The sequence below is a fragment of the Streptomyces sp. BPTC-684 genome (genome assembly GCF_030028635.1).
Lineage (GTDB): Bacteria > Actinomycetota > Actinomycetes > Streptomycetales > Streptomycetaceae > Streptomyces > Streptomyces noboritoensis.
The window spans coordinates 6,197,030-6,215,580 of sequence record NZ_CP124863.1; the positions used below are offsets into that span (position 1 = coordinate 6,197,030).

The following is an 18,551-nucleotide window of genomic DNA, read 5'->3' on the forward strand; positions in this document are numbered from 1 at the left end:
TCTGTATCTGAGTGACTACTTTCCGCTTACTCGGGGCTGTCATTGTCAAAGCGGCAGCCGGTCCGCCGGCCGTCCTGATGAGGAGCGCAGTCGTGGGCGTGGTCGTGGAAGTGAACCGTCAGTACACCCTGGATCTGGAAGCCGCCCCCGAACGGGTGCCGCAGATCCGCCGGATCGTCGCCGCACACCTTCGGTACTGGAAGCTGGAGTGTCTGATCCAGCCGGTCAGCCTCGGCGTGTGCGAGCTGCTCACCAACGTCTTCCGGCACACCGAGGGCGACAAGCGCTGCACGCTCGAACTGCGCTGGACGGGGCGCCGCCTGACCGCCGCCGTCCTCGACCACGACCCCCGGCTGCCCGTCCTCGGCGGCGGCGAGCCGCTCGCGGCCCGCGGCCGGGGCCTGGCCATGGTTGCCTCGCTCAGCGACAGCTGGGGCACGCACGCCACGGCCGACGGCAAGGTCGTCTGGTTCACGCTGCGGGCCGACGCGCCCGACGCGCAGACCCTGGTCCGGGTGCGCCCCCTGCGGGCGCTGCCCGAGGCGGAGCGCCCGCTGGTCCCGCTGGCCGCGTTCGCGGGCGGATAGCGGCAGGCGGTACGGCACCGGCGTCCTGCCTCACGGCACTTCGCGCAGGAACAGGGCGCCGCAGGTGTGGCAGAACGGCCGCGCCTGCTCAGTCCCCCAGGCGTCGGACGGCAACTCCTGTCGGCTCATGTCGAGTTCACGGCCGCACATGGACACGCTCTGGCCGGTGCGGACCATGTGCCACTCCTTGAGGGTGCTGCCGCCGGGCTCGGTCATCTCGGCGACGATGTGGTGTTCCATCGTGTGCTGCTCCTTCGTGTGGGGCCAGGGCGCCGGGCGGGCCGGGCGGGGCGAGTGCGGCACCGTCCCCACTCTGACGCCCGCCCGGGGCGCCCGCATGTCCGGCCGCCCGGGAGGCGCAGGTGGAGGCTCTGGACGTGGCCCGCGAATGAAATCTCATTGAAACCTCACTATTCAAGATTCAATGTTCTCGTTGCTTTAGAAATAAAAGCAGAGGCGGCTTTGCGCCTTCTTCTCTACGGGCGTCCAGCAGCCCGTCCGACCGTTCGGGTGGCTGTGGCCTGCAACTTCCAGCGATCGTGGTGTGGCGGAGTGTGACCGGATCCGTATACGGCGGTCTGCGGCACTCCCGGGACTGGACAAGACTCTGGCTCGTTCATCGGTCCCTGAATGACAGGAGTGTTCGATATGCGTAAGACGCTTGGGCGTACGACTCTGGTGGCCGCGCTGGCGCTCGTCGGCGCAGCGGTTGCCGTACCGGGTGCGGCCGGCGCCGATCAGCACGACACCCGGGGTGCCGCGATGAGCCTCTACCCGCCGTCCGCGCTCGTCCTGACCGTGGCGCCGGGCACCGGCGACGACGGTGCGTCCGTCCTTCGCGCGGTGACGCTCAGCTGCGCGCCCACCGCCTCCGGCACGCACCCGGCCGCCAAGCGGGCCTGCGCGGAGCTCGCCCACAACCAGGGCGACTTCGCCGCGATCACGGACGGCCCGCCGCTCGGTGTGGTGTGTACCAAGGAGTGGAACCCGATGACCGTCACGGCCGACGGCGTCTGGGACGGCCAGCGGGTCTCCTACAAGCACACCTTCGGCAACCCCTGCATGAAGCGGGCGGGCCAGGGCGTCGTGTTCAACTTCTGACCGACGAGCACGCTTCGTCGCCCGCACGCGACAGCACGAACGGCGGGGCACCCCGAGCGGGGGTGCCCCGCCGCCGCGTCGCAGGGCCCCCGTACGGGAGGCGCGCGGCGGCGGGCCGACGGACAATGGGGGGCGGTCGGAGGTGTCGATGGATCCGGTGACGGCGTTGAGGCGGATCGCGTTCCTGCTGGAGCGCACGCAGGCCCCCACGTACCGCGTACGGGCGTTCCGTACGGCCGCCGCCGCGGTCGAGGAGATGGCGGGCGGCGAGGTCGAGAAGCGGGTGGCCGCCGGGTCGCTGGAGTCGGTGAAGGGGATCGGCCCGAAGACGGCTCAGGTGGTGCGCGAGGCCCTGGCCGGAGAACTGCCGGAGTATCTGCGGCGGTTGGAGGAGGAAGGCGCCTCGGCGCCCCTCGTCGAGGGCGGCGAGGCGCTGCGCGCGGCCCTGCGCGGCGACTGCCATCTGCACTCCGACTGGTCCGACGGCGGCAGCCCGATCGAGGAGATGGGGTGGGCGGCGGCGGAGCTCGGCCACGAGTGGGCGGTGCTCACCGACCACTCGCCCCGGCTGACCGTCGCCAACGGCCTGTCCCCGGAACGCCTGCGCAGGCAGCTGGAGGTGGTGGCCGAGGCGAACGAGCGCTGGGCGCCCTTCCGGCTGCTCACCGGCATCGAGTGCGACATCCTGGAGGACGGCTCGCTCGACCAGGAGGAGGAACTCCTGGAACAGCTGGACGTCGTGGTGGTGTCGGTCCACTCCAAGCTGCGCACGGACGCCGCCGCGATGACCCGCCGCATGGTCGCGGCGGTGCGCAATCCGCACGCGGACGTGCTGGGGCACTGCACCGGGCGCCTGGTGACCGGGGAGCGGGGCAAACGGCCCGAGTCGGCGTTCGACGCGGACGAGGTCTTCGCCGCCTGCGCCGAGTCGGACACCGCCGTCGAGATCAACAGCCGTCCCGAACGCCTGGATCCGCCGCGCAGACTGCTGCGCCGGGCGGTCGACGCGGGCGTGCTCTTCTCCCTCGACACCGACGCGCACGCCCCCGGGCAGCTGGACTGGCAGGTCTTCGGCTGCGTACGGGCCGAGGAGTGCGGGGTCCCGGCCGAGCGCGTCATCACGACGTGGACGGAGGAGGACCTGCTGGCCTGGACGCGCGAGGGAAGGACACCGACGCGGGCCCGGTGAGTCGGACGTACGGAACGGGGGGTGTCCGCACCCCCCGTTCCGTCCTGTCCCCGGGAATCCGGGAAACCGCGATCAGTCGATCTCGTAGTCGAACCAGATCCGATGGGTCCCGTCGGCGTCGATCGCAAGCCCGCCCGAACCGGAGATCCCGGTGAGGGCGCCCGTCCCGCTGGACGGCACGATGACGCAGAACTCGTTCTCGCGGCCCGTGCCCAGCGTGGTCGCGGAGTGGGCGAAGTTGAAGGTGCCCCGCCGGTCGTGGAGCGAGCCGTCGAAGGACTCCATCGCGACGTACGTGCCGGTGGCCGCGGCCTGGTCGTACGCGGCGGTGAAGAGGGTCGAGGAGCGCCCCGCGACCTCGCCCTCGTAGTGCTTCTCCATGGTGGCGACGCCGACCGGTAGGGCGGTCTCGACGGCCGGGGTGGGAGCGAGCGCCGTGGGGGTGAACCCGGTGACCTTGAATGTGCCGGAAGCTCTCATCGCGGGATCGTAAGCCACCGCCCCGGCGACCGGCCCCCACCCGGCCGGGCCCCGGCTAGTGGTCCCCCGGACGGGGCACGACAATGAGGGCGCCGAACCCCGTACGCCCACGCGGGCGTCCGACCACCGGGAGACCCGCATGGCCGTCCACTGGAAACTCGTCGTCGACTGCGCCGAGCCGCTGAGCCTCGCCGACTTCTGGGCCCAGGCCCTCGGCTACGAGGTGGAGGACCACACCGTCCTCATCGAGCGCCTGCTCGCCGCGGGCGCCGTCACCGATGAGCTGTACACGGTGGTCGACGGCCGCAAGGCCTGGCGGACCCTGGCCGCCGTGCGCCACCCCGACGACCCCGTCGAGGCGGCCTCCGGGATGGGCCTCGGCCGCCGTCTGCTCTTCCAGCGCGTCCCCGAGCCCAAGCGGGTCAAGAACCGCCTCCACATGGACCTGCACTTCGGCCCCGAACACCGCGAGGCGGAGGTGAAGCGCCTGGAGGGCCTGGGCGCGAGCGTGCTCCAGGTCGTCGTCGAGCCCGGCACCCACCACGTGGTCATGTCCGACCCGAACACGCCGGACTACCAATTCTACGGTGAGACGCTGGTCAGCGTGTGAAAAGGGCCCCGATCAGCGTCCGAGGGAGACGCTAAACCGGGGCCAGTGCGAAGGTCACTGATGGGCGTGCGTGCGGGTGCTCTGGTCTCGCAGTTCAGCTAGCCGCCGCTGGAACACGGTCCCGGCAACGTGAGCGCCCCTCTCCCTGCTGGGGGTGGCCTGCTCGATCAGGTGATGGGCCGCCGCCTTCAGGTGCGCTGACCACGCCAAGACATGTTGCTGAGCAGTCCGCCCGCACTGCTGGGGCTCACCAGGAAGACACAGCGGAAGATCAGGGCCGATCTTGTTCGCAGCGTGCCGGATGTACCGGGCGATTACGGCCCACTCCTCTTCGGTTCGCTGTACGGCACTGGCGTTGCCATCCGTACCCCACGGGCCGAAGTCGTCGCCGTGATCGTGCATGTCCGTGCTCCCTGGTGTTCGCAGCGGGTCAGGCGGATGAGCCGATCGTAGCCGTCTGCGCCATGGCGTCGGCCTCTCTCGGGTCGCAGTGGCCCACAGAGGGGACACACGGCGAGCATGGCCCGCACATCGGGAGGAACTGCGGCGGGGTGCACGCCTGTACGCCGTCACCGTGCACCGCTTCGATGTCAGCGGTTACCCCGGCCATCTGCGGGCCGCCCCAGACTTCGGCGAGTGGCGTTTTCTTCACGTTCCCCAGGGTGAGGAACCGCCCGAGCACGCAAGGCCAGACGTCACCCGTGGGGCCGATGGCGCACTTTTCGTGGGCGCAGTGCCCGCACAGATCGTTGATGGTTGGGGCGGCTCCCTTGCTCGCCCGTCCGAACGCCCGTGTCCGGTCTCCGCCGACCGTTTCCACCCCGAGTGCCAAGAGGTCTTGCGCCGCTTCCTTGACGCGCTGTCCCTGGTTCACGGCGACGACTCCGCCCCGCAGCGGGATACCGAGGCTGAGCGCCTTCGCGATGTTGGCGCGGGTCTTCTTGTGGGAGCCGCGAAGCCGGGTGACCTTGTCGTGGTCGGCGGCGCTGTCCGAGTAGTACGACGTGGCGAGCTTCACCTCGCACGCCATGAACGTCTCCCACAAGGGCTCGCGAATGTGGGTCAGATTCGAGAAGACCTCGATCCCCAACCCCGCCGCGTGGGCGTACGTGATCAGCTCGCCCAGGTACGGGTACAGCGTCGGTTCCCCGCCGATGAACGAGACGTCCTCGGTCCCGATCTCCGCCAACTGGTCGATGGTGCGCGTCCAGTCCAGCGCGGTCATGGTGCCGTGCGTTCCCTTGGGGGATGAGTCGGCGTAGCAGTGATCACATAACTCGTTGCAGAGTCCTGTGACCTCTAACCACGCGAACTTCAAACGGTCTTGGGCAGCACTCATCGTCTGACTCCTCCAGACTGTGGCTGTGTGAGATGCCCCGCCCCGGCGGAACGGACCTCAACCGCGTACCGGGACGGGCGTCTTGCCCCGAACCCCCGGCCGGGACGGGACCACTCGTGACGTTGGTCTTACCGGGGGTTCGGGAGTCTTCAGAGGCGGCCGGTAACCGCCCACACGAGCAGCGCGACCGGGGCGACGAACCCGAACAGGATCATGACCAGCCCGGCCACGCGCCCCAGCGCTGTAGGTAACCGGGGCTTCATGGCTGACCCGCCGGGCGGAACGCGTCGGTCTCCCAGGGTTCCCCGCCGTCTGGTGGTGTCAGTGTGACCGTGCGCGTCTTGCCATCCCACGCGATGGCCTTCCCGAGCCGCCCGCGCGCCGTGTCCTTGACCAATGCGCCGGGACTGGGCACCCACGGGGCGGGTCCGGGTACGACAGCCCACATCAGGTCAGCCTCGCCGGGCTGGTCCACACGCGCGCCTGCCACACCTCGGCGTCAGTCGGCTGACGGAGCCGGTCCGGGGGAACAGCCCATTCAGCGCCACCGCCGGGCGGTACCAGATACACGCTGCCCTCGAACAGTCGGCGCACCTCCCCGATCCGACTGTCTGCCGTGTCCACCGCGTAACTCCCCATAGCGGGGTTCCAGTTGCCCGACGATGCGTCGGCAAGGTTCTGTCGCCGCTGCCGCTCGCCTTCCGTTCTGCGTGCCATGTTGGGCCCCTCATTCCGCTTCCTCGATAGGAGGACCGTATGGGGGCCCGAACGCTCAATCCACAGATGCAGCACGGCAGTTGGGGAGTGGACCACTCCCGGCAAATACGGTGCGTATGGGGAGGGGCGCCGCTCCCAGGGAACTACTACGTAGCGCGGTAGTTAGGCGGCAACTCCGAGTAGAGTCATCATCTGCCGCATCTCCCGCGTGAGAGTCCGCTTACGCCTCCGCGCAATCCCTTCCATCACGTCTCGCGCCGTGCGCTGGTGCCTCAGCCATTCGCCGTTCACGTACTGCACGGCCGTCAGCCGGTCCATTGCATTCTCAAGATCCCCGACCTTGAGGTAAGCGGTAGCGACAGTCAGTCGGTGACGATTCCATTCTTTGTCGGTTTCAGAGATACCGGCCGCCTTCATCGACCGGTCAGACAGCGGAGCCCGACCCGCTGAATCCTCGATCACGCGGTATGGGTCGCCATCTTCCCTGATGAGCTCGTCCTCAAGTTCCTTCATTGAGGCCACAGCGCGATCAAACCGGCCGTAACGGTGGCGGGCATTCACGGACTTGACGCCGAGACCGGAAGCAGCGGAAGCAGCGATACGGCGTGCTTCGGCGGCATTGTCAGCGCTGTTGTTCCGTACGGCTGCCGCTGCTGCCTGCAATGCGAGCCAGCCCCATACGGCCAAGCGTTCCGGTTCCGCTTTCGAGATTCGCGGTTCGATCATGTCCGCTGTTTCGGTAGCCAGTCGTTCCGCATCATCGAAACGCCCTTGCCTCAGCAGAAGCCACGACATGATGACGATTGCGTAAGCGGCGGTATTCGTGTCCCCGACTTCACGGGCATCGTGAATCGAGCCTGACAGCGCGTGATAGGCAAGATCGTATTGCCGTACCTGCGTGAGATACCGGCCGCCGAGTAGGTACGCCTCAGCGCGGGCCGACAGTGCGTTTACGTGTTCCTCTCCGGTGTCGAAGTAGGCAACAGCGGAGTTGGAATCCCTGATGATCTCGGGGAGCTTCGTTGCCACGGTCCCGAACCTGTCTGAGTCATACGCCGCTGACCCACCCCGGACCACCTCCAGCAGACCCGAGAGGTTCGGCTCTTCATCGGGCCCGTCGCTGCCCGCATCTGACAGCCCTACAGGGGGAGTTAGGGCGTTTCGTAGCTCCACTAGGCCGACCTTCGTCGGGTCCTCTTCCCGGAGGGGCTGAGGGGTGCCGGACGCCATGAGCTGAGAGGTCTTGACGTGTAGCGCGCGGGCCAGCGCGTGAAGGGTCTCGATGCGGACGTTTCCGCCCTGTTCCAGCTTGGCGACTGTGGATGGAGCGAGCCCGGCGGCGTAGGCCAACGCTTCCTGAGTCAGGCCAGCCAGCCGCCGGTACTTGCGGACATTCTCCCCAAGGTCGTTCGACATGATCCCCGCCTAGCACATGTGAGGGTGACGCTCCTGTACCCGCAGCGTACGCCCGGCCAGCACCCCAGGACACGCCAAAGGCCCCGCACCCATCCGGCGAAGGACGGGCACGGGGCCGTGGGACCGAAGGAGCTCAACTACCCAGTCGCCACAAGGGGTTTGGTTGTCAGGACCTCGAAAAGAGCAATCTTTGATCCGAAGGCGCAGGCCGTTTCGGCGACTCCAAAACCCGTAGCGGGAGTGAGGTGCTATACGCATGCGGTCCGGAAAGGCGCCAAAAGGGGGTCACCCCCACCCCTCTACCTTCAAATCAAAGGTAAGTTACTAGAAGCCCATTCCGAAGACACGTCGTCCTCGAACCTGCTCATTCAAGAGCTGTTCGGATTCCGCTTTCCCCATGGTCATCCCCATGCGGCACGCACGCTTGCGCAACCCACGCAGAGGGCAACCAGGATTCAGCCCCACGTGCCCGCACATCACGCAAAAGGGCTCCCTTTCATTGTCTGTCTCTCCGTGCTGACTGCTCACCAGGAACGTGCTTCGCGATTCACCCTGCGGGCAACATCACCAGCAGAATGGAAGGTGTCCGTGGGATCAAGGCCACCGACCCCAAGGTTCGTATGTATCGCAGTTGCGTACTTCGCCAGCGTTGCGGCTTCCTTCTCCAATTCCTCGGCAGATTCGCCGCGCAGGAATGGCGCCAATTCGTCGGGTAGATTGTATCGACGTGCAACGCGCTCGCGTTCTAGGGTCACCTCGGCTGCCTTTAGCTGCGCGTCCAGTTGCTGCCGCAGTTCCTCGGACTCGCGGAGTGCCGCAGAGACGCTCTCCAAGTTCGCCCGCAGTTCATCCAGCGAGGGGCCCTCAATGGCCCTCTCCGGGGACGCGGTGATCTCGGGAGCCGATTCCCCCTCCGAGGTCTCGGCAAGGCCTACAGCGGACCCCTGTGGCGTCTCAGGGATCTTCTCGTCCTCAGTCATCATCACTTCTCCTTATGCAGGCGCGTTGAACTTCAGACCGACCGCGCGATTAACGTCAAGGACCGTGGCGCCTACGAACGCTTCACAAATGCTCCGTTCCTGGCGCGTCTCAACATCCAAACCCATCCAAACGGTCATTGCGTAACCCTGGTTATCGTCATCGACGGCGGATGAGCCGGTTGCCGACTCTGGCTTGATGGGCGCCACAATCGCCGCCGCATATGCTTCCTTTGTCATAGCCACAGCGCCATCCGCGATATATGGGGACATGAAAACGTCGAATCCGTGCAGGCGGCCGACGATCGCATCTTGGAGAACGGACGTCGACCCGGCCGAATCAGCCTGGGAGAGATTGGGGTCCATTAGTAGTGCACGCTTGACGTTGGGAGAGACAACCAGAACACGCGTCTTCGCGCCGACCTTCCGAGAGTCGAGAATTTCCCCCGCTTTAGTGATCGCGTCGCGAGGATTCTTCACATCAATGGTCAGCGTGGCAGAGGTGACAGCGGGCTGCATTACCCGGGCAATCTCGCCCTCGATCATTTCGGCCACACCCGCCACCTGCGGAGCAAGCACCTGGGCGCCGAAACTCTCGATGTTCAAGGATGTGTCCTTAGCTGTTAGCTCAACGCCGTTCATGGCATGCGTAGTCAGAACAACGGGGACAACCTGCTCGTTCAGCGTTTTGGTTACAGCGGAAGTGGAGCCCGTAAAGGGTTTGGCCTCAATAACGTGCGGCACGCGTACGCGCACTGTATCGCCTCGGCCGCCCATAAATTCGGACTCGGCGGAGCGATGAACGAGACGGCCTAGGACTAGTTCGGCCTTAAGCATGGATGCGGCGGTCTTAGCGACAACATTGCTCTGTGCGAAAACATTCGCCATTGAAGGGGGGTTCCTTTCTTGGGTATGGAAAAGCCCCCGTACTCGCTAGGTCTCGGCATAGACCACAGCAGGTACGGGGGCTTTCGACGGGGAGTGCGCCGCAAATGCGCGCGTAACTTCAACCCGCCGAAGCATGAGTAAAATGCGAATGCCGTCGCATGGAAAGGAAGTTGGCTTCAGAAGCGATCGACGGGGGACCGGCCACCGGGGTAAGTGACCGGTCATGTACCGACGATGAAAAACCGCAAACCGAAGAAAGGGCAACCAACGCCCTCACCCGCTACGAGGTGAGCCGGTTAAGTGACAGCGGAAGTGCGGCCAGCCGAGGGATTCAAATATTTGTACCCACGCCTCAACGTTGAGGTGTGCCGGGCGCGCGTGCCGAGTGCTGTTCCTGAGAGCGTTTCTGGTCTACCTATAGGTTTTCTTATACTGACCTAACTTCTTGTTCGGAATCAACACTCAACACAAAGAGAGAAAAGCCTAGCCCTCTCCCCGCTGTGCTCGCTGACGCTTCTTTCGGTAGGCGGCCCGGTCCCGGCAGGACTTCCCGCAGTACCGTGCTGGGCGGCCAACTCCGCTGTACTCAATGGGCCTTCCGCACTCCGGCCCCTCGCAGCGCCGGTCACCTAGGGCCGTTTCTGTGATCGTCCGAGCGCTCCTCACGTAGACGCGGGCACGGATGCGGGCTCCCTGTTCCCCGGTGAACTCCCATTCCTGTAGCGCGTCCTCGGCTTTTCGCAGCGTCTCAAGTAGTCCGGTGAAATTGGGTGTAAGCATGTTTCGACGTCCTCTTATCTCGGTGAAAGTTCCGGTCTGGGTGGTTGGGTGTTCGGCGTATCTCGGCGATACGTCCGCGTATCTCGGCGGAACTCCCCTTCGTCGGCGGCCCCGTTCCGTCGAAACGCGTTGCTAGTCCGTGTAATTCGGCTTAAGTGGCCTGAAGAAAACCCCCGCCAAAGATGACGGGGGTTTATTCGGAAGGGGTGGGCGGGCGTATGCGCAGCCTTTCGGTGTATCCGATCAGCAGTGCGAGGCGGTCCGAGATTCAGAGAGTGCGCCGGTTAAGCGCCTCTCGCTGTTCAGGAGGTGCGCGGGTTAAGAGCCGCTGAGGGGTTATCTACGGACACAGAACAGCCCCTCCGGGGAATTGGCACCTAGAGGGGCTGTACGCCTCTCGGGTGACCCTTACGCGGCGTCTGCGTATGCGGCACTCAGATAGTCGCCGCCGTTGGCGTGCTCGTCCTCCCGCACGGTGAACGCCACTCGTGACTCGTCCAGCCGTCGCCACCCGCCGCGCGTCCCCCGCTTCACGGTCAGGTGCGCCCCAGCGTCCATGAGCATCCGGCGCCGCCCGGCCGTATCGGCGTCGCGCCACTCGTCGACGTACGTCCGCTCCGTGCTGACCACCTCCCGGCGCGGCTCCACCTTCGGCGTCTCCTCAAGCACAGCAAGCCGGGCGTCAAGAGCATCCGCCCGACGCTGCCACTCCTCGCGTGCGCTACGCGACTTCTGCCGTCCCTGCTGTTCCTGGTGCTCTTTGAACTCGGCAAGGGTCGCCGCGATTTCGGGGGCCGGATCGTAGCCGGGCACTTCGATTACGCGCGTTACGCTGAGCCCGCCGACCAGTGCCAGGAATTCGCGGGTTACGTAGTCGTCCACCCAGTCACCCCGTACGTTTGCGGGAGCCGCGCACAGATCCCCACGCGCATGGCTGTTGCAATTGTAGGTAGCGGCCTGATTCGCCTTACTGGTGTGCTTGTTGAGGTACATGCGCCCGTTGCAGCTCGCGCAGTGGATCACAGCGAGCAGTAGCGCGTTCGTGTCCTTGCGCTCCCGGCTGTTGTCCTTGGCGCGAGAGTCGAGCAGCGCGGCTACCGCGTCGTACTCGGCGCGGGTCAGGATCGGATCGGTGGTGAACAGGATCGGCGCACCCTCGCTGTCACGGACAGGCTTGCCGTCGTGGGTCTTCCAGCCGAGCAGCGCCGGGGAGCGGAGTAGCTTTGTGATCATGTTCGGAGTCCACTTGAAGCGCTCACGCGTGACGGCCTTCTGTCCCTTCGCGCCGCCCGTCTTCCCGCCTGTGGTGCGGCCCTTGCGCAGCGACCAGTAGTCACGGGGCGACGGGATGCCCTCGGCGTTCAGCTCGGCCGCAATGGCACTGACGGTCTTGCCGTCCTCGCCGAGCGCCGGGTCGCCCATCAGGTCACGGATGATCCGTTCAAACACGGCGACGGGGGCCGGGCCGCAGCCGTCAACAGCTTCTGTGTCAGGTACAAGGGTCCAGCCCCCACCTTCCAGCGGGGCGGGTATGTACCCGTAGGTGGGGCGCGAGCCACGCCAGCGGAGCGGCATCATGCGCATGGCGGCCTGCGCGCCGAGGACGCGTTCCGCGATGCTCTGTGCCTCCATCTGCGCTGCGAACGCCAACAGGGTGGCGATCAGTTCGCCAACGACGTTGGTCATGTCCAGCTCCAGACGCGCGCCGCCCGGCCCCTCGGCGAAGACCAGCCGCTTGCCGTGCTTGCGCGCCCAGCCGACCAGCGCGGACATGTCGGCCATGGACCGTACGGCCCGGTCCAGCCGCCAAAACAGGATCACGTCGAACTCGTCCGGCCGGGTCAGCCACTCGCCCAGTTCGGGCCGCTCGAACGGTGTCGTCTTGGACGCGCTGACTCCGAGGTCTACGGCCTCCCCGACGATGCGGGCACCGATGGATGCGGCGGCCCCCTCGTTGGCGTCGCGCTGGCGGCCGGGGCTGGTGGTCTCGTCGGTCTCGACGGACAGGCGAACAGCGGACAGCGCGCGCGGCTGATCAGCGCTCGCAAAGGTGGCGGGATAGGACGGCTTCACATCGTCCACGAGCGAGTTTGTGAAGTCCCCCGCGTTGACCTGCGTAAACGTTGCCATCGGAGCGCATCTCCAGAACCGCTAGACACGCGTGTCGGGAGACCCGGAGGGCAACGAGTTCTGCGTCCAATAGCCGCACGTTCACAGCGCCGCGCCCGGTTCCGTCCCGGCCGTCCGCTGGGACAATGGCGCGCACCAACGGGGTCACCCTGACGGGGGGCGGCGCGTGATGCGGTACTGGCGGCGCGGGATCTGGGTGGGGGCGGTGCTGGCCACCGGGGCGGTCGTCGCCGTGGCGGTGCGCGAGCGCAGCCTCAGCAGCACCGGTTCGCTCGTCTCGGTGCTCGGCTTCCTGGTCTCCATGGTGGGACTGGTCGCCAACACGCTCAGGACCGGGCCCGGCGAGCGCTCCCCGGCCGACCACCTGGAGCACGCCGCCGACGCGCTGGCCGAGGCGGTGCGGCTGCACTGGCAGGCGGAGTGGCGGCTGCGCAGGCTCCAGGACCCCAGACCGCTGCCGGTGCGCTGGACCACGGCGGACCCCTGGCTCGCGGACGCGCCCGAGAACATCGGGGGCGGCGCGGACGCCCGGTTCGACGGCGTGCTGGACGACATCGCCCGGGTGTTCGCCCGCGTCCCCTCCCGGCGGCTCGTGGTGCTCGGCGCACCCGGCAGCGGCAAGACCGTCCTCGCCGTCCGCTTCGCCCTCGACCTCCTGGAGCGCCGCGACACGGGCGACCCGGTGCCGGTGATCTTTCCGCTCGCCACCTGGCAGCCCGACAGCACGGAGCTGTACGCCTGGCTCTCGGCCCGGCTCGCGGAGGGATATCCCGCCCTGGGCTCCATCCAGCGGTCGGGGTCCCCGCTGGCGGCGGAGCTCCTGGAGGCCGGGCGGGTCCTGCCCGTGCTCGACGGCCTCGACGAACTCGCCCCGCCCCTGCGCGCGGAGGCCGTCCGCCGCCTCAACTCCGCGCTGGACGACGGCAGTCCACTGCTGCTGACCTGCCGCAGCCAGGTGTACGCCCAAGTCGTCACCGACGGCGACGTGTTCACGGCGGCGGCGGTCGTCGAGCTCCAGCCGCTCGCCTTCGGGGAGGCCGCCGACTTCCTGCGGCGCACCGCGCGGCCCGTGCGCGGCCCCGCGGGGGAGCGCACCACCGCCTGGGACCCGGTGCTCGCCCGGACGCGGCCCGGGGACCCGGTGCGCCAGGTGCTCGCCTCGCCCCTGATGGTGGCTATGGCCAGGGCCGTCTACGGCGAGTCCGGCAACGACCCCGAGGAACTGCTGCGGCGCCCGGAGTTCGCCGACCCGACGGCCCTGGAGGAGTACCTGCTCGACGCCTTCGTCCCCGCCGCCTTCGCCGGGTCCGCGCGCTGGGACACCGGGCGCGCCCTGCACTGGCTGCGCTTCCTCGCCCGCCATCTGGAACACCGCGACACCCGCGACCTCGCCTGGTGGGAGCTGCACACCGCACTGCCCCGGCCGCTGCCGCGCCTCGGCCCGCTGCTGCTGCTCGGCCTGCTCGCGGAGGCCGTGTGCCTGCCGCTGTGGGCGCTCGGCCAGGACCCCGCGCTGCCCGCGGTGACCGCCGCCACGGTGGCCGGGGTCTGCGCCGGGTACGCCGCGCAGAGCCACCCGTTACGGCGGTTCCTGCTGCCGCTGCTGTACGCGCTGCCGCTCAGCCTCGCCGTCGGGCTCACCCGGCCGCTCAGCCAGGACCCCTACTTCGCCGTGCCGTTCGCGGGCATGCCACGCGCGCTCGGCTGGCTCGCCGTGGGCGGGCTGTACGGCCTGGTGATCGCCACCGGTCTCGCGGCGATCGGCATGCCGACGTCGCCGCTGCCCTCGACGATGCCCTTCTTCGGCCGCCGCCGGCGCGGACCGCGCAGGCGCTGGTCGCGCAGGGCGGGCGCCGGGCTGCTCACGGCCGCCGGGGTGCTGCTCGTCGGCGCCGGGTTCCTGCCGGACTCACCGCTGCTCGCCGCGCTCGGGGCGGTGGTCGCGGGCGCCCTGACGGCATACTTCGTGCGCGGCGAGTCGGGCGTGGTGGCCAAGGGTGAGCGGCGCGACCCCGCGGGCCGGGCGCGCCGCCTGGGCCGGGCGATGGCCCACGGCCTCGCCGTCGGCCTGCTCGCGGGGCTGAGTCTGGGGGCGGTCTTCACCCTGGCCGAAGGGGGCCCGGCGGCGGCGCGCGCCGCGCTGCGCGCCGACTTCCCCGTCAGCGGTCCCGTGCGGCACACGCCCGACGGCTCGCGCTACGTCGACGCGGCGGACGGCACCCGCTACGGCCTGCGCACGCACGGTCGCACCTATGTCGTGCTGCCGGAACCGGTGCACGGCACGCTGATCGAGCACGGCGGTACGCGCGAGTTCGCGCTGCCCGCCGACGTACGCGACCTTGACCTGTGCGCCCCACCGGCCCGCTGCACCACCATCGACCAGCGGCTCGCGATCTCCGCGCACGACTACCGGCCCGACGGCGAGGTCTTCACCGTCCGGCTCACCGACGGCCGCGACCTCGGCTCGTACGACCTGTCACCGCTCCTCGACCGCCCCCAGGGCGAGTGGGTGACCCGGCAGAGCCCGGGCGCGATCCTGCGCACCGCGGTGGTCTTCGGGCTCGCGGGCGGCCTCGGCCTCGGGCTCGTCGGCGGCATCGCGGCCGGGCTGCACCGCTGGCTGGGGGCGCCCGTCGACGTCACCCGCAGCCTCAGCCCCTCGGCGAGCCTGGGAACCGACCGGGGCACCGCCCTCGCCCGCGCGCTGTGCATCTATCTGGCCGCGGTCCTCGCGGGCAGCGCCCTGCCGCGCCTGCTCGGCCTGCCGGACGCCGCGAGCATCGGTGCGTACGCGCTGATCCCCACCGGCGTGGTCACGGTGGCGATGTCGGCGTGGGGGCGCCTCGCCGTGGCCCGGCTGTGGCTGTGCGGGCGCGGCGCCCTGCCCTGGCGGCTGATGGCGTTCCTCGGCGAGGCCCACCGCCTGGGCGTGCTGCGGCAGGCGGGCGCGGTGTACCAGTTCCGGCACGCCCTGCTGCAGGAGCGGCTGTCCTCTTCCCCTACTCGTCCCAGGCCTGCACCAAGGTCTGTTCGACGATCTTCCCGTTCTTGAGCGACATCATCGAGTTGGCAAGCACCCGTACGCCGTCGGGGTACTCGCAGGACTCCGTGTAGGCGACATGGTCGCCCTGGACCACGCACTGCTCCAGCTTGTGCGTCATCTCGCGGCTGTAGACGTCGTCGAGCATCTTGGAGATCTCGTCCTGGCCGTGCATGACCATCGGGTGGCTCGGCTGGGTGTTGCGGTCGACGACACGGATCTCCGCGTCCTCCGCGTAGAGCGACAGCAGGGTCTTCGCGTCATGGCTCTCGATGCCCTGGCGCAGCGTCTCGGTGTCGAAAGCGGTGGCCATGTTGACCTCCTTCAGAAGGTCGCGGCCCGCGCCTGGTGGGCCGCGAGGGGCCTACGCTTCGAGCGTCCTCCGCCGGGACGCGGACGGCAAACCGTGGTGTCGTGCCGCCCGGAAGCGGCGCCCGCGGGAGATCGTTGCCCGATGGCACGGCGAGCGGCGGAGGCGGGCATGAAGAGCGACGGCACCCCGGAACTCGTCCTGGTGACCGGCGCGACCGGCTACATCGGCGGCCGGCTGGTGCCCGAGCTCCTCGACGCGGGCTACCGGGTGCGCTGTCTGGCCCGTACGCCGCGCAAGCTGCGCGACCACCCGTGGGCCGGGCGCGTGGAGACCGTGCGCGGCGACGTGACGGACGCGGAGTCGGTCGGGGCGGCGCTGCGGGGCGTGGACGTGGCGTACTACCTGGTGCACTCGCTCGGCGCCGGGCCGGGCTTCGAGGAGACCGACCGCTCGGCCGCCCGGATCTTCGCCGAGCAGGCCGCGGCGGCCGGGGTCCGCCGGATCGTCTACCTCGGCGGCCTCACACCCGTGGACGTGCCGGAAGAGGACCTGTCGCCGCACCTGCGCTCGCGCGCCGAGGTCGGCGGGATCCTCCTCGGCTCGGCCGTGCCGACGACCGTGCTGCGCGCCGCCGTCATCATCGGCTCCGGATCGGCCTCGTTCGAAATACTGCGCCATCTGACCGAGCGGCTCCCGGTGATGATCACCCCGAGCTGGCTGGGCAACCGGATCCAGCCGATCGCCGTACGGGACGTGCTGCGCTATCTCGTCGGCAGCGCCCGGATGCCCGCCGACGTCAACCGGGCCTTCGACATCGGCGGCCCCGAGGCGTTCACGTACGAGCAGATGATGCGCCGGTACGCGGCCGTGGCGGGGCTGCCGCACCGGCTGATCCTGAAGGTGCCGATGCTGCCGCCGCGGCCGTCGAGCCACTGGATCGGCCTGGTCACACCGGTCCCCAGGGCGCTGGCGCGGCCGCTCGCCGAGTCGCTGCGCCACGAGGTGGTCTGCCACGAGCACGACATCGCGCGGTACGTGCCCGACCCGCCCGGCACCCCGATCGGCTTCGACGAGGCCATCGAGCTCGCCCTGCGCCGGATCAAGGAGGCCAACGTGGCCACCCGCTGGTCCTCGGCCGCGCTCCCCGGCGCCCCCAGCGACCCGCTGCCCACCGACCCCGACTGGGCGGGCGGCAGCCTCTACACCGACCGCCGCGAGCGCGTCGTGGAGGCGTCGCCGGAGGCGCTGTGGCAGGTCATCGAGGGCATCGGCGGGGAGAACGGCTGGTACTCCTTCCCGCTCGCCTGGGCCGTGCGCGGCTGGCTGGACCGGCTGACCGGGGGAGTGGGCCTGCACCGGGGCCGCCGTGACGCCGCACGGCTGAGGGTGGGGGACTCGCTGGACTTCTGGCGCGTGGAGGAGATCACCCGGCCGCACCTGCTGCGCCTGCGCGCCGAGATGCGGCTGCCGGGGCTCGCCTGGCTGGAGATGTACGCGGAGCGCGAGCCCGACGGCCGCACCCGCTACCGCCAGCGCGCCCTGTTCCATCCGCACGGGCTGCTCGGGCACGCGTACTGGTGGAGCGTGTCGCCGTTCCACGCCGTGGTGTTCGGGGGCATGGCGCGGAACATCACGCGGGCGGCGGCGCGGGTGGAGGAGGGTGCGGCGGGCTGACGCCCTACCGGGTCAGACGCGCTCCTCGACACCGGGAAGGTGGACGACGAGCAGGGTGAACGCGGCCAGCATGAAGTCGCGCGTCGCCGCGTCCAGGCCGTTCCACGCCTTGGACTGCCACATCGCGAACCACTCGCCCCCGATGGCGATGAACCCGGCGCCGAAGAGCAGCATCACCATCAGCAGCCCCACCGTGCTCAGCCGCCGCGCCCGGGCGAAGCCACCGCCGCCGCGCAGCGCCCGCGCCCACACCACGCCCGCCGCCACGAGCACCAGCGCGGCGACCGTCTCCCAGGTGATGATCAGTACGTACGCGATGTCCTGGAGCGTCGTCGACCCGACGGCCCGCCACATGAGGTCCGGGTCCTTGAACGTCGTGTCCATGGCCAGGACATGGTGGACGAAGGCGCGGTTGGTGTCGAAGTCGGTGATGTTCCCGAACGCCACAAGTGCGATGTAGAGCGCGACGGTTGAGGTGAGCAGGGCGGCGGCGAGGGGCAGCGCGGGGAGCGCGCCCGCCCGTCGAAGGAACGAGGATCTGGACCGGGGCTTTGGGATCATGCCGCAATCTCCCCGGCGAGGTGGCCGCTGAAACCGGCCTGCCCGGAGACGAACCCCGGGCACAAACCGCCGCGCCGAGGGGCTCACGCAGGCGTGTGCCCCTCGGGCCGCCGTCGGCGGACAGCGGACGGAAGCAGACCGTCAGAGCTGGCCGGACTCGGCGATGGTGACCTTCGCCGCGGTCTTGCCGCTCTGCGAGCCGAGGCTCTCGATCTTCTTCACGAGCTTCATGCTGTCCTCGTCCGCGACCTCGCCGAAGACGACGTGCTTGCCGTCCAGCCAGCCGGTGACGATGGTGGTGATGAAGAACTGCGAGCCGTTGCTGTTCGGGCCGGCGTTGGCCATGGACAGCAGGCCCGGCCGGTCGTGCTTGAGCTTGAAGTTCTCGTCGGCGAACTTCTCGCCGTAGATGCTCTTGCCGCCGGTGCCGTTGCCCCGGGTGAAGTCGCCGCCCTGGAGCATGAACTCGGGGATCACGCGGTGGAAGGAGGAGCCGGCGTAGCCGAAGCCCTTCTCGCCCGTGGCGAGCGCGCGGAAGTTCTCCGCCGTCTTGGGAACCACGTCGTCGAACAGGTTGAAGTTGATCCGCCCGGCGGGCTCGTCGTTGATGGTGATGTCGAAGTAGACCTTGGTCGTCATGCCCCCATCCTGACATCCCGTCCGGCAAACCTGCTCTCCGGGCACCCCTTGCGGGGGTTCGCGTCGCTGATTCGGGCGTGCTCTGCCGCCCAGGTCAGCGGTGGCGCCGG

The 18,551-nt window shown here is 68.8% G+C and carries 17 protein-coding genes; 6 read left to right on the plus strand and 11 right to left on the minus strand.

Annotated features, from left to right (window positions below):
* Positions 1-92: 92 nt before the first annotated feature.
* A complete protein-coding gene (locus QIY60_RS27580; protein ID WP_283144874.1) occupies positions 93-587 on the plus strand; it encodes an ATP-binding protein in 495 nt (164 codons plus the stop codon).
* Positions 588-617: 30 nt separating this feature from the next.
* Here the strand turns inward: QIY60_RS27580 and QIY60_RS27585 are convergent, their stop codons facing one another.
* Positions 618-827 (minus strand): hypothetical protein, encoded by a 210-nt coding sequence (locus QIY60_RS27585; RefSeq protein WP_283144875.1) that lies wholly within the window; start codon positions 825-827, stop codon positions 618-620.
* 408 nt (positions 828-1,235) lie between these two features.
* Between QIY60_RS27585 and QIY60_RS27590 the strand changes: the two genes are divergently transcribed.
* Both QIY60_RS27590 and QIY60_RS27595 read left to right on the plus strand, forming a co-directional pair.
* Positions 1,236-1,688, plus strand: coding sequence for a subtilase-type protease inhibitor (locus QIY60_RS27590; protein ID WP_283144876.1), 453 nt, complete (start codon positions 1,236-1,238; stop codon positions 1,686-1,688).
* 148 nt (positions 1,689-1,836) lie between these two features.
* Entirely contained in the window at positions 1,837-2,877 is a 1,041-nt protein-coding gene (locus QIY60_RS27595; protein WP_283144877.1) for a PHP domain-containing protein, read from the plus strand.
* A gap of 72 nt (positions 2,878-2,949) precedes the next feature.
* Here the strand turns inward: QIY60_RS27595 and QIY60_RS27600 are convergent, their stop codons facing one another.
* A complete protein-coding gene (locus QIY60_RS27600; protein ID WP_283144878.1) occupies positions 2,950-3,357 on the minus strand; it encodes a DUF3224 domain-containing protein in 408 nt (135 codons plus the stop codon).
* Between the two features lie 139 nt (positions 3,358-3,496).
* Here QIY60_RS27600 and QIY60_RS27605 point away from each other — a divergent pair, with 139 nt between their 5' ends.
* Positions 3,497-3,967, plus strand: coding sequence for a VOC family protein (locus QIY60_RS27605; RefSeq protein ID WP_283144879.1), 471 nt, complete (start codon positions 3,497-3,499; stop codon positions 3,965-3,967).
* A gap of 430 nt (positions 3,968-4,397) precedes the next feature.
* Here the strand turns inward: QIY60_RS27605 and QIY60_RS27610 are convergent, their stop codons facing one another.
* From QIY60_RS27610 to QIY60_RS27635, 6 genes are all read right to left on the minus strand, one after another.
* Complete coding sequence (locus tag QIY60_RS27610; protein WP_283144880.1) at positions 4,398-5,306, minus strand: radical SAM protein; 909 nt, start codon at positions 5,304-5,306, stop codon at positions 4,398-4,400.
* A gap of 447 nt (positions 5,307-5,753) precedes the next feature.
* Entirely contained in the window at positions 5,754-6,023 is a 270-nt protein-coding gene (locus tag QIY60_RS27615) for a hypothetical protein (protein WP_283144881.1), read from the minus strand.
* A gap of 162 nt (positions 6,024-6,185) precedes the next feature.
* Complete coding sequence (locus QIY60_RS27620) at positions 6,186-7,439, minus strand: helix-turn-helix transcriptional regulator (protein WP_283144882.1); 1,254 nt, start codon at positions 7,437-7,439, stop codon at positions 6,186-6,188.
* Between the two features lie 524 nt (positions 7,440-7,963).
* Positions 7,964-8,419 carry a hypothetical protein gene (locus QIY60_RS27625; protein ID WP_283144883.1) on the minus strand — a complete coding sequence of 152 codons (456 nt, stop codon included), beginning with the start codon at positions 8,417-8,419 and terminating at the stop codon, positions 7,964-7,966.
* A gap of 12 nt (positions 8,420-8,431) precedes the next feature.
* Positions 8,432-9,304 (minus strand): P22 phage major capsid protein family protein, encoded by an 873-nt coding sequence (locus tag QIY60_RS27630; RefSeq protein WP_283144884.1) that lies wholly within the window; start codon positions 9,302-9,304, stop codon positions 8,432-8,434.
* Positions 9,305-10,492: 1,188 nt separating this feature from the next.
* Positions 10,493-12,166: a recombinase family protein gene (locus tag QIY60_RS27635; protein WP_349253954.1), complete on the minus strand. Its 1,674-nt coding sequence runs from the start codon at positions 12,164-12,166 to the stop codon at positions 10,493-10,495.
* A 217-nt stretch (positions 12,167-12,383) separates the two neighbouring features.
* Between QIY60_RS27635 and QIY60_RS27640 the strand changes: the two genes are divergently transcribed.
* Complete coding sequence (locus QIY60_RS27640) at positions 12,384-15,266, plus strand: NACHT domain-containing protein (RefSeq protein ID WP_283146099.1); 2,883 nt, start codon at positions 12,384-12,386, stop codon at positions 15,264-15,266.
* Here QIY60_RS27640 and QIY60_RS27645 read toward each other — a convergent pair.
* Positions 15,214-15,567 (minus strand): nuclear transport factor 2 family protein, encoded by a 354-nt coding sequence (locus QIY60_RS27645; RefSeq protein ID WP_283144885.1) that lies wholly within the window; start codon positions 15,565-15,567, stop codon positions 15,214-15,216. The genes QIY60_RS27640 and QIY60_RS27645 overlap by 53 nt on opposite strands.
* 141 nt (positions 15,568-15,708) lie before the next feature.
* On the opposite strand from QIY60_RS27645, the gene QIY60_RS27650 reads away from it, so the two are divergent.
* The gene (locus QIY60_RS27650) at positions 15,709-17,241 is read left to right on the plus strand and encodes an SDR family oxidoreductase (RefSeq protein ID WP_283144886.1); all 1,533 of its coding nucleotides are present in this window, start codon (positions 15,709-15,711) and stop codon (positions 17,239-17,241) included.
* Between the two features lie 12 nt (positions 17,242-17,253).
* Here the strand turns inward: QIY60_RS27650 and QIY60_RS27655 are convergent, their stop codons facing one another.
* Together QIY60_RS27655 and QIY60_RS27660 are read right to left on the minus strand one after the other, a co-directional pair.
* On the minus strand, positions 17,254-17,802 hold the full coding sequence (locus QIY60_RS27655) for a DUF2165 domain-containing protein (protein WP_283144887.1): 549 nt from the start codon (positions 17,800-17,802) through the stop codon (positions 17,254-17,256).
* A 141-nt stretch (positions 17,803-17,943) separates the two neighbouring features.
* The gene (locus QIY60_RS27660) at positions 17,944-18,441 is read right to left on the minus strand and encodes a peptidylprolyl isomerase (protein WP_283144888.1); all 498 of its coding nucleotides are present in this window, start codon (positions 18,439-18,441) and stop codon (positions 17,944-17,946) included.
* Between the last annotated feature and the right edge of the window lie 110 nt (positions 18,442-18,551).

Bases quoted from the DNA above. Each gene is read 5' to 3' on its own strand.
- QIY60_RS27585 (WP_283144875.1), bottom strand. From the start codon at position 827: ATGGAACACCACATCGTCGCCGAGATGACCGAGCCCGGCGGCAGCACC.
- QIY60_RS27590 (WP_283144876.1), top strand. From the start codon at position 1,236: ATGCGTAAGACGCTTGGGCGTACGACTCTGGTGGCCGCGCTGGCGCTC.
- QIY60_RS27595 (WP_283144877.1), top strand. From the start codon at position 1,837: ATGGATCCGGTGACGGCGTTGAGGCGGATCGCGTTCCTGCTGGAGCGC.
- QIY60_RS27600 (WP_283144878.1), bottom strand. From the start codon at position 3,357: ATGAGAGCTTCCGGCACATTCAAGGTCACCGGGTTCACCCCCACGGCG.
- QIY60_RS27605 (WP_283144879.1), top strand. From the start codon at position 3,497: ATGGCCGTCCACTGGAAACTCGTCGTCGACTGCGCCGAGCCGCTGAGC.
- QIY60_RS27610 (WP_283144880.1), bottom strand. From the start codon at position 5,306: ATGAGTGCTGCCCAAGACCGTTTGAAGTTCGCGTGGTTAGAGGTCACA.
- QIY60_RS27615 (WP_283144881.1), bottom strand. From the start codon at position 6,023: ATGGCACGCAGAACGGAAGGCGAGCGGCAGCGGCGACAGAACCTTGCC.
- QIY60_RS27620 (WP_283144882.1), bottom strand. From the start codon at position 7,439: ATGTCGAACGACCTTGGGGAGAATGTCCGCAAGTACCGGCGGCTGGCT.
- QIY60_RS27625 (WP_283144883.1), bottom strand. From the start codon at position 8,419: ATGACTGAGGACGAGAAGATCCCTGAGACGCCACAGGGGTCCGCTGTA.
- QIY60_RS27630 (WP_283144884.1), bottom strand. From the start codon at position 9,304: ATGGCGAATGTTTTCGCACAGAGCAATGTTGTCGCTAAGACCGCCGCA.
- QIY60_RS27640 (WP_283146099.1), top strand. From the start codon at position 12,384: ATGCGGTACTGGCGGCGCGGGATCTGGGTGGGGGCGGTGCTGGCCACC.
- QIY60_RS27645 (WP_283144885.1), bottom strand. From the start codon at position 15,567: ATGGCCACCGCTTTCGACACCGAGACGCTGCGCCAGGGCATCGAGAGC.
- QIY60_RS27650 (WP_283144886.1), top strand. From the start codon at position 15,709: ATGGCACGGCGAGCGGCGGAGGCGGGCATGAAGAGCGACGGCACCCCG.
- QIY60_RS27655 (WP_283144887.1), bottom strand. From the start codon at position 17,802: ATGATCCCAAAGCCCCGGTCCAGATCCTCGTTCCTTCGACGGGCGGGC.
- QIY60_RS27660 (WP_283144888.1), bottom strand. From the start codon at position 18,441: ATGACGACCAAGGTCTACTTCGACATCACCATCAACGACGAGCCCGCC.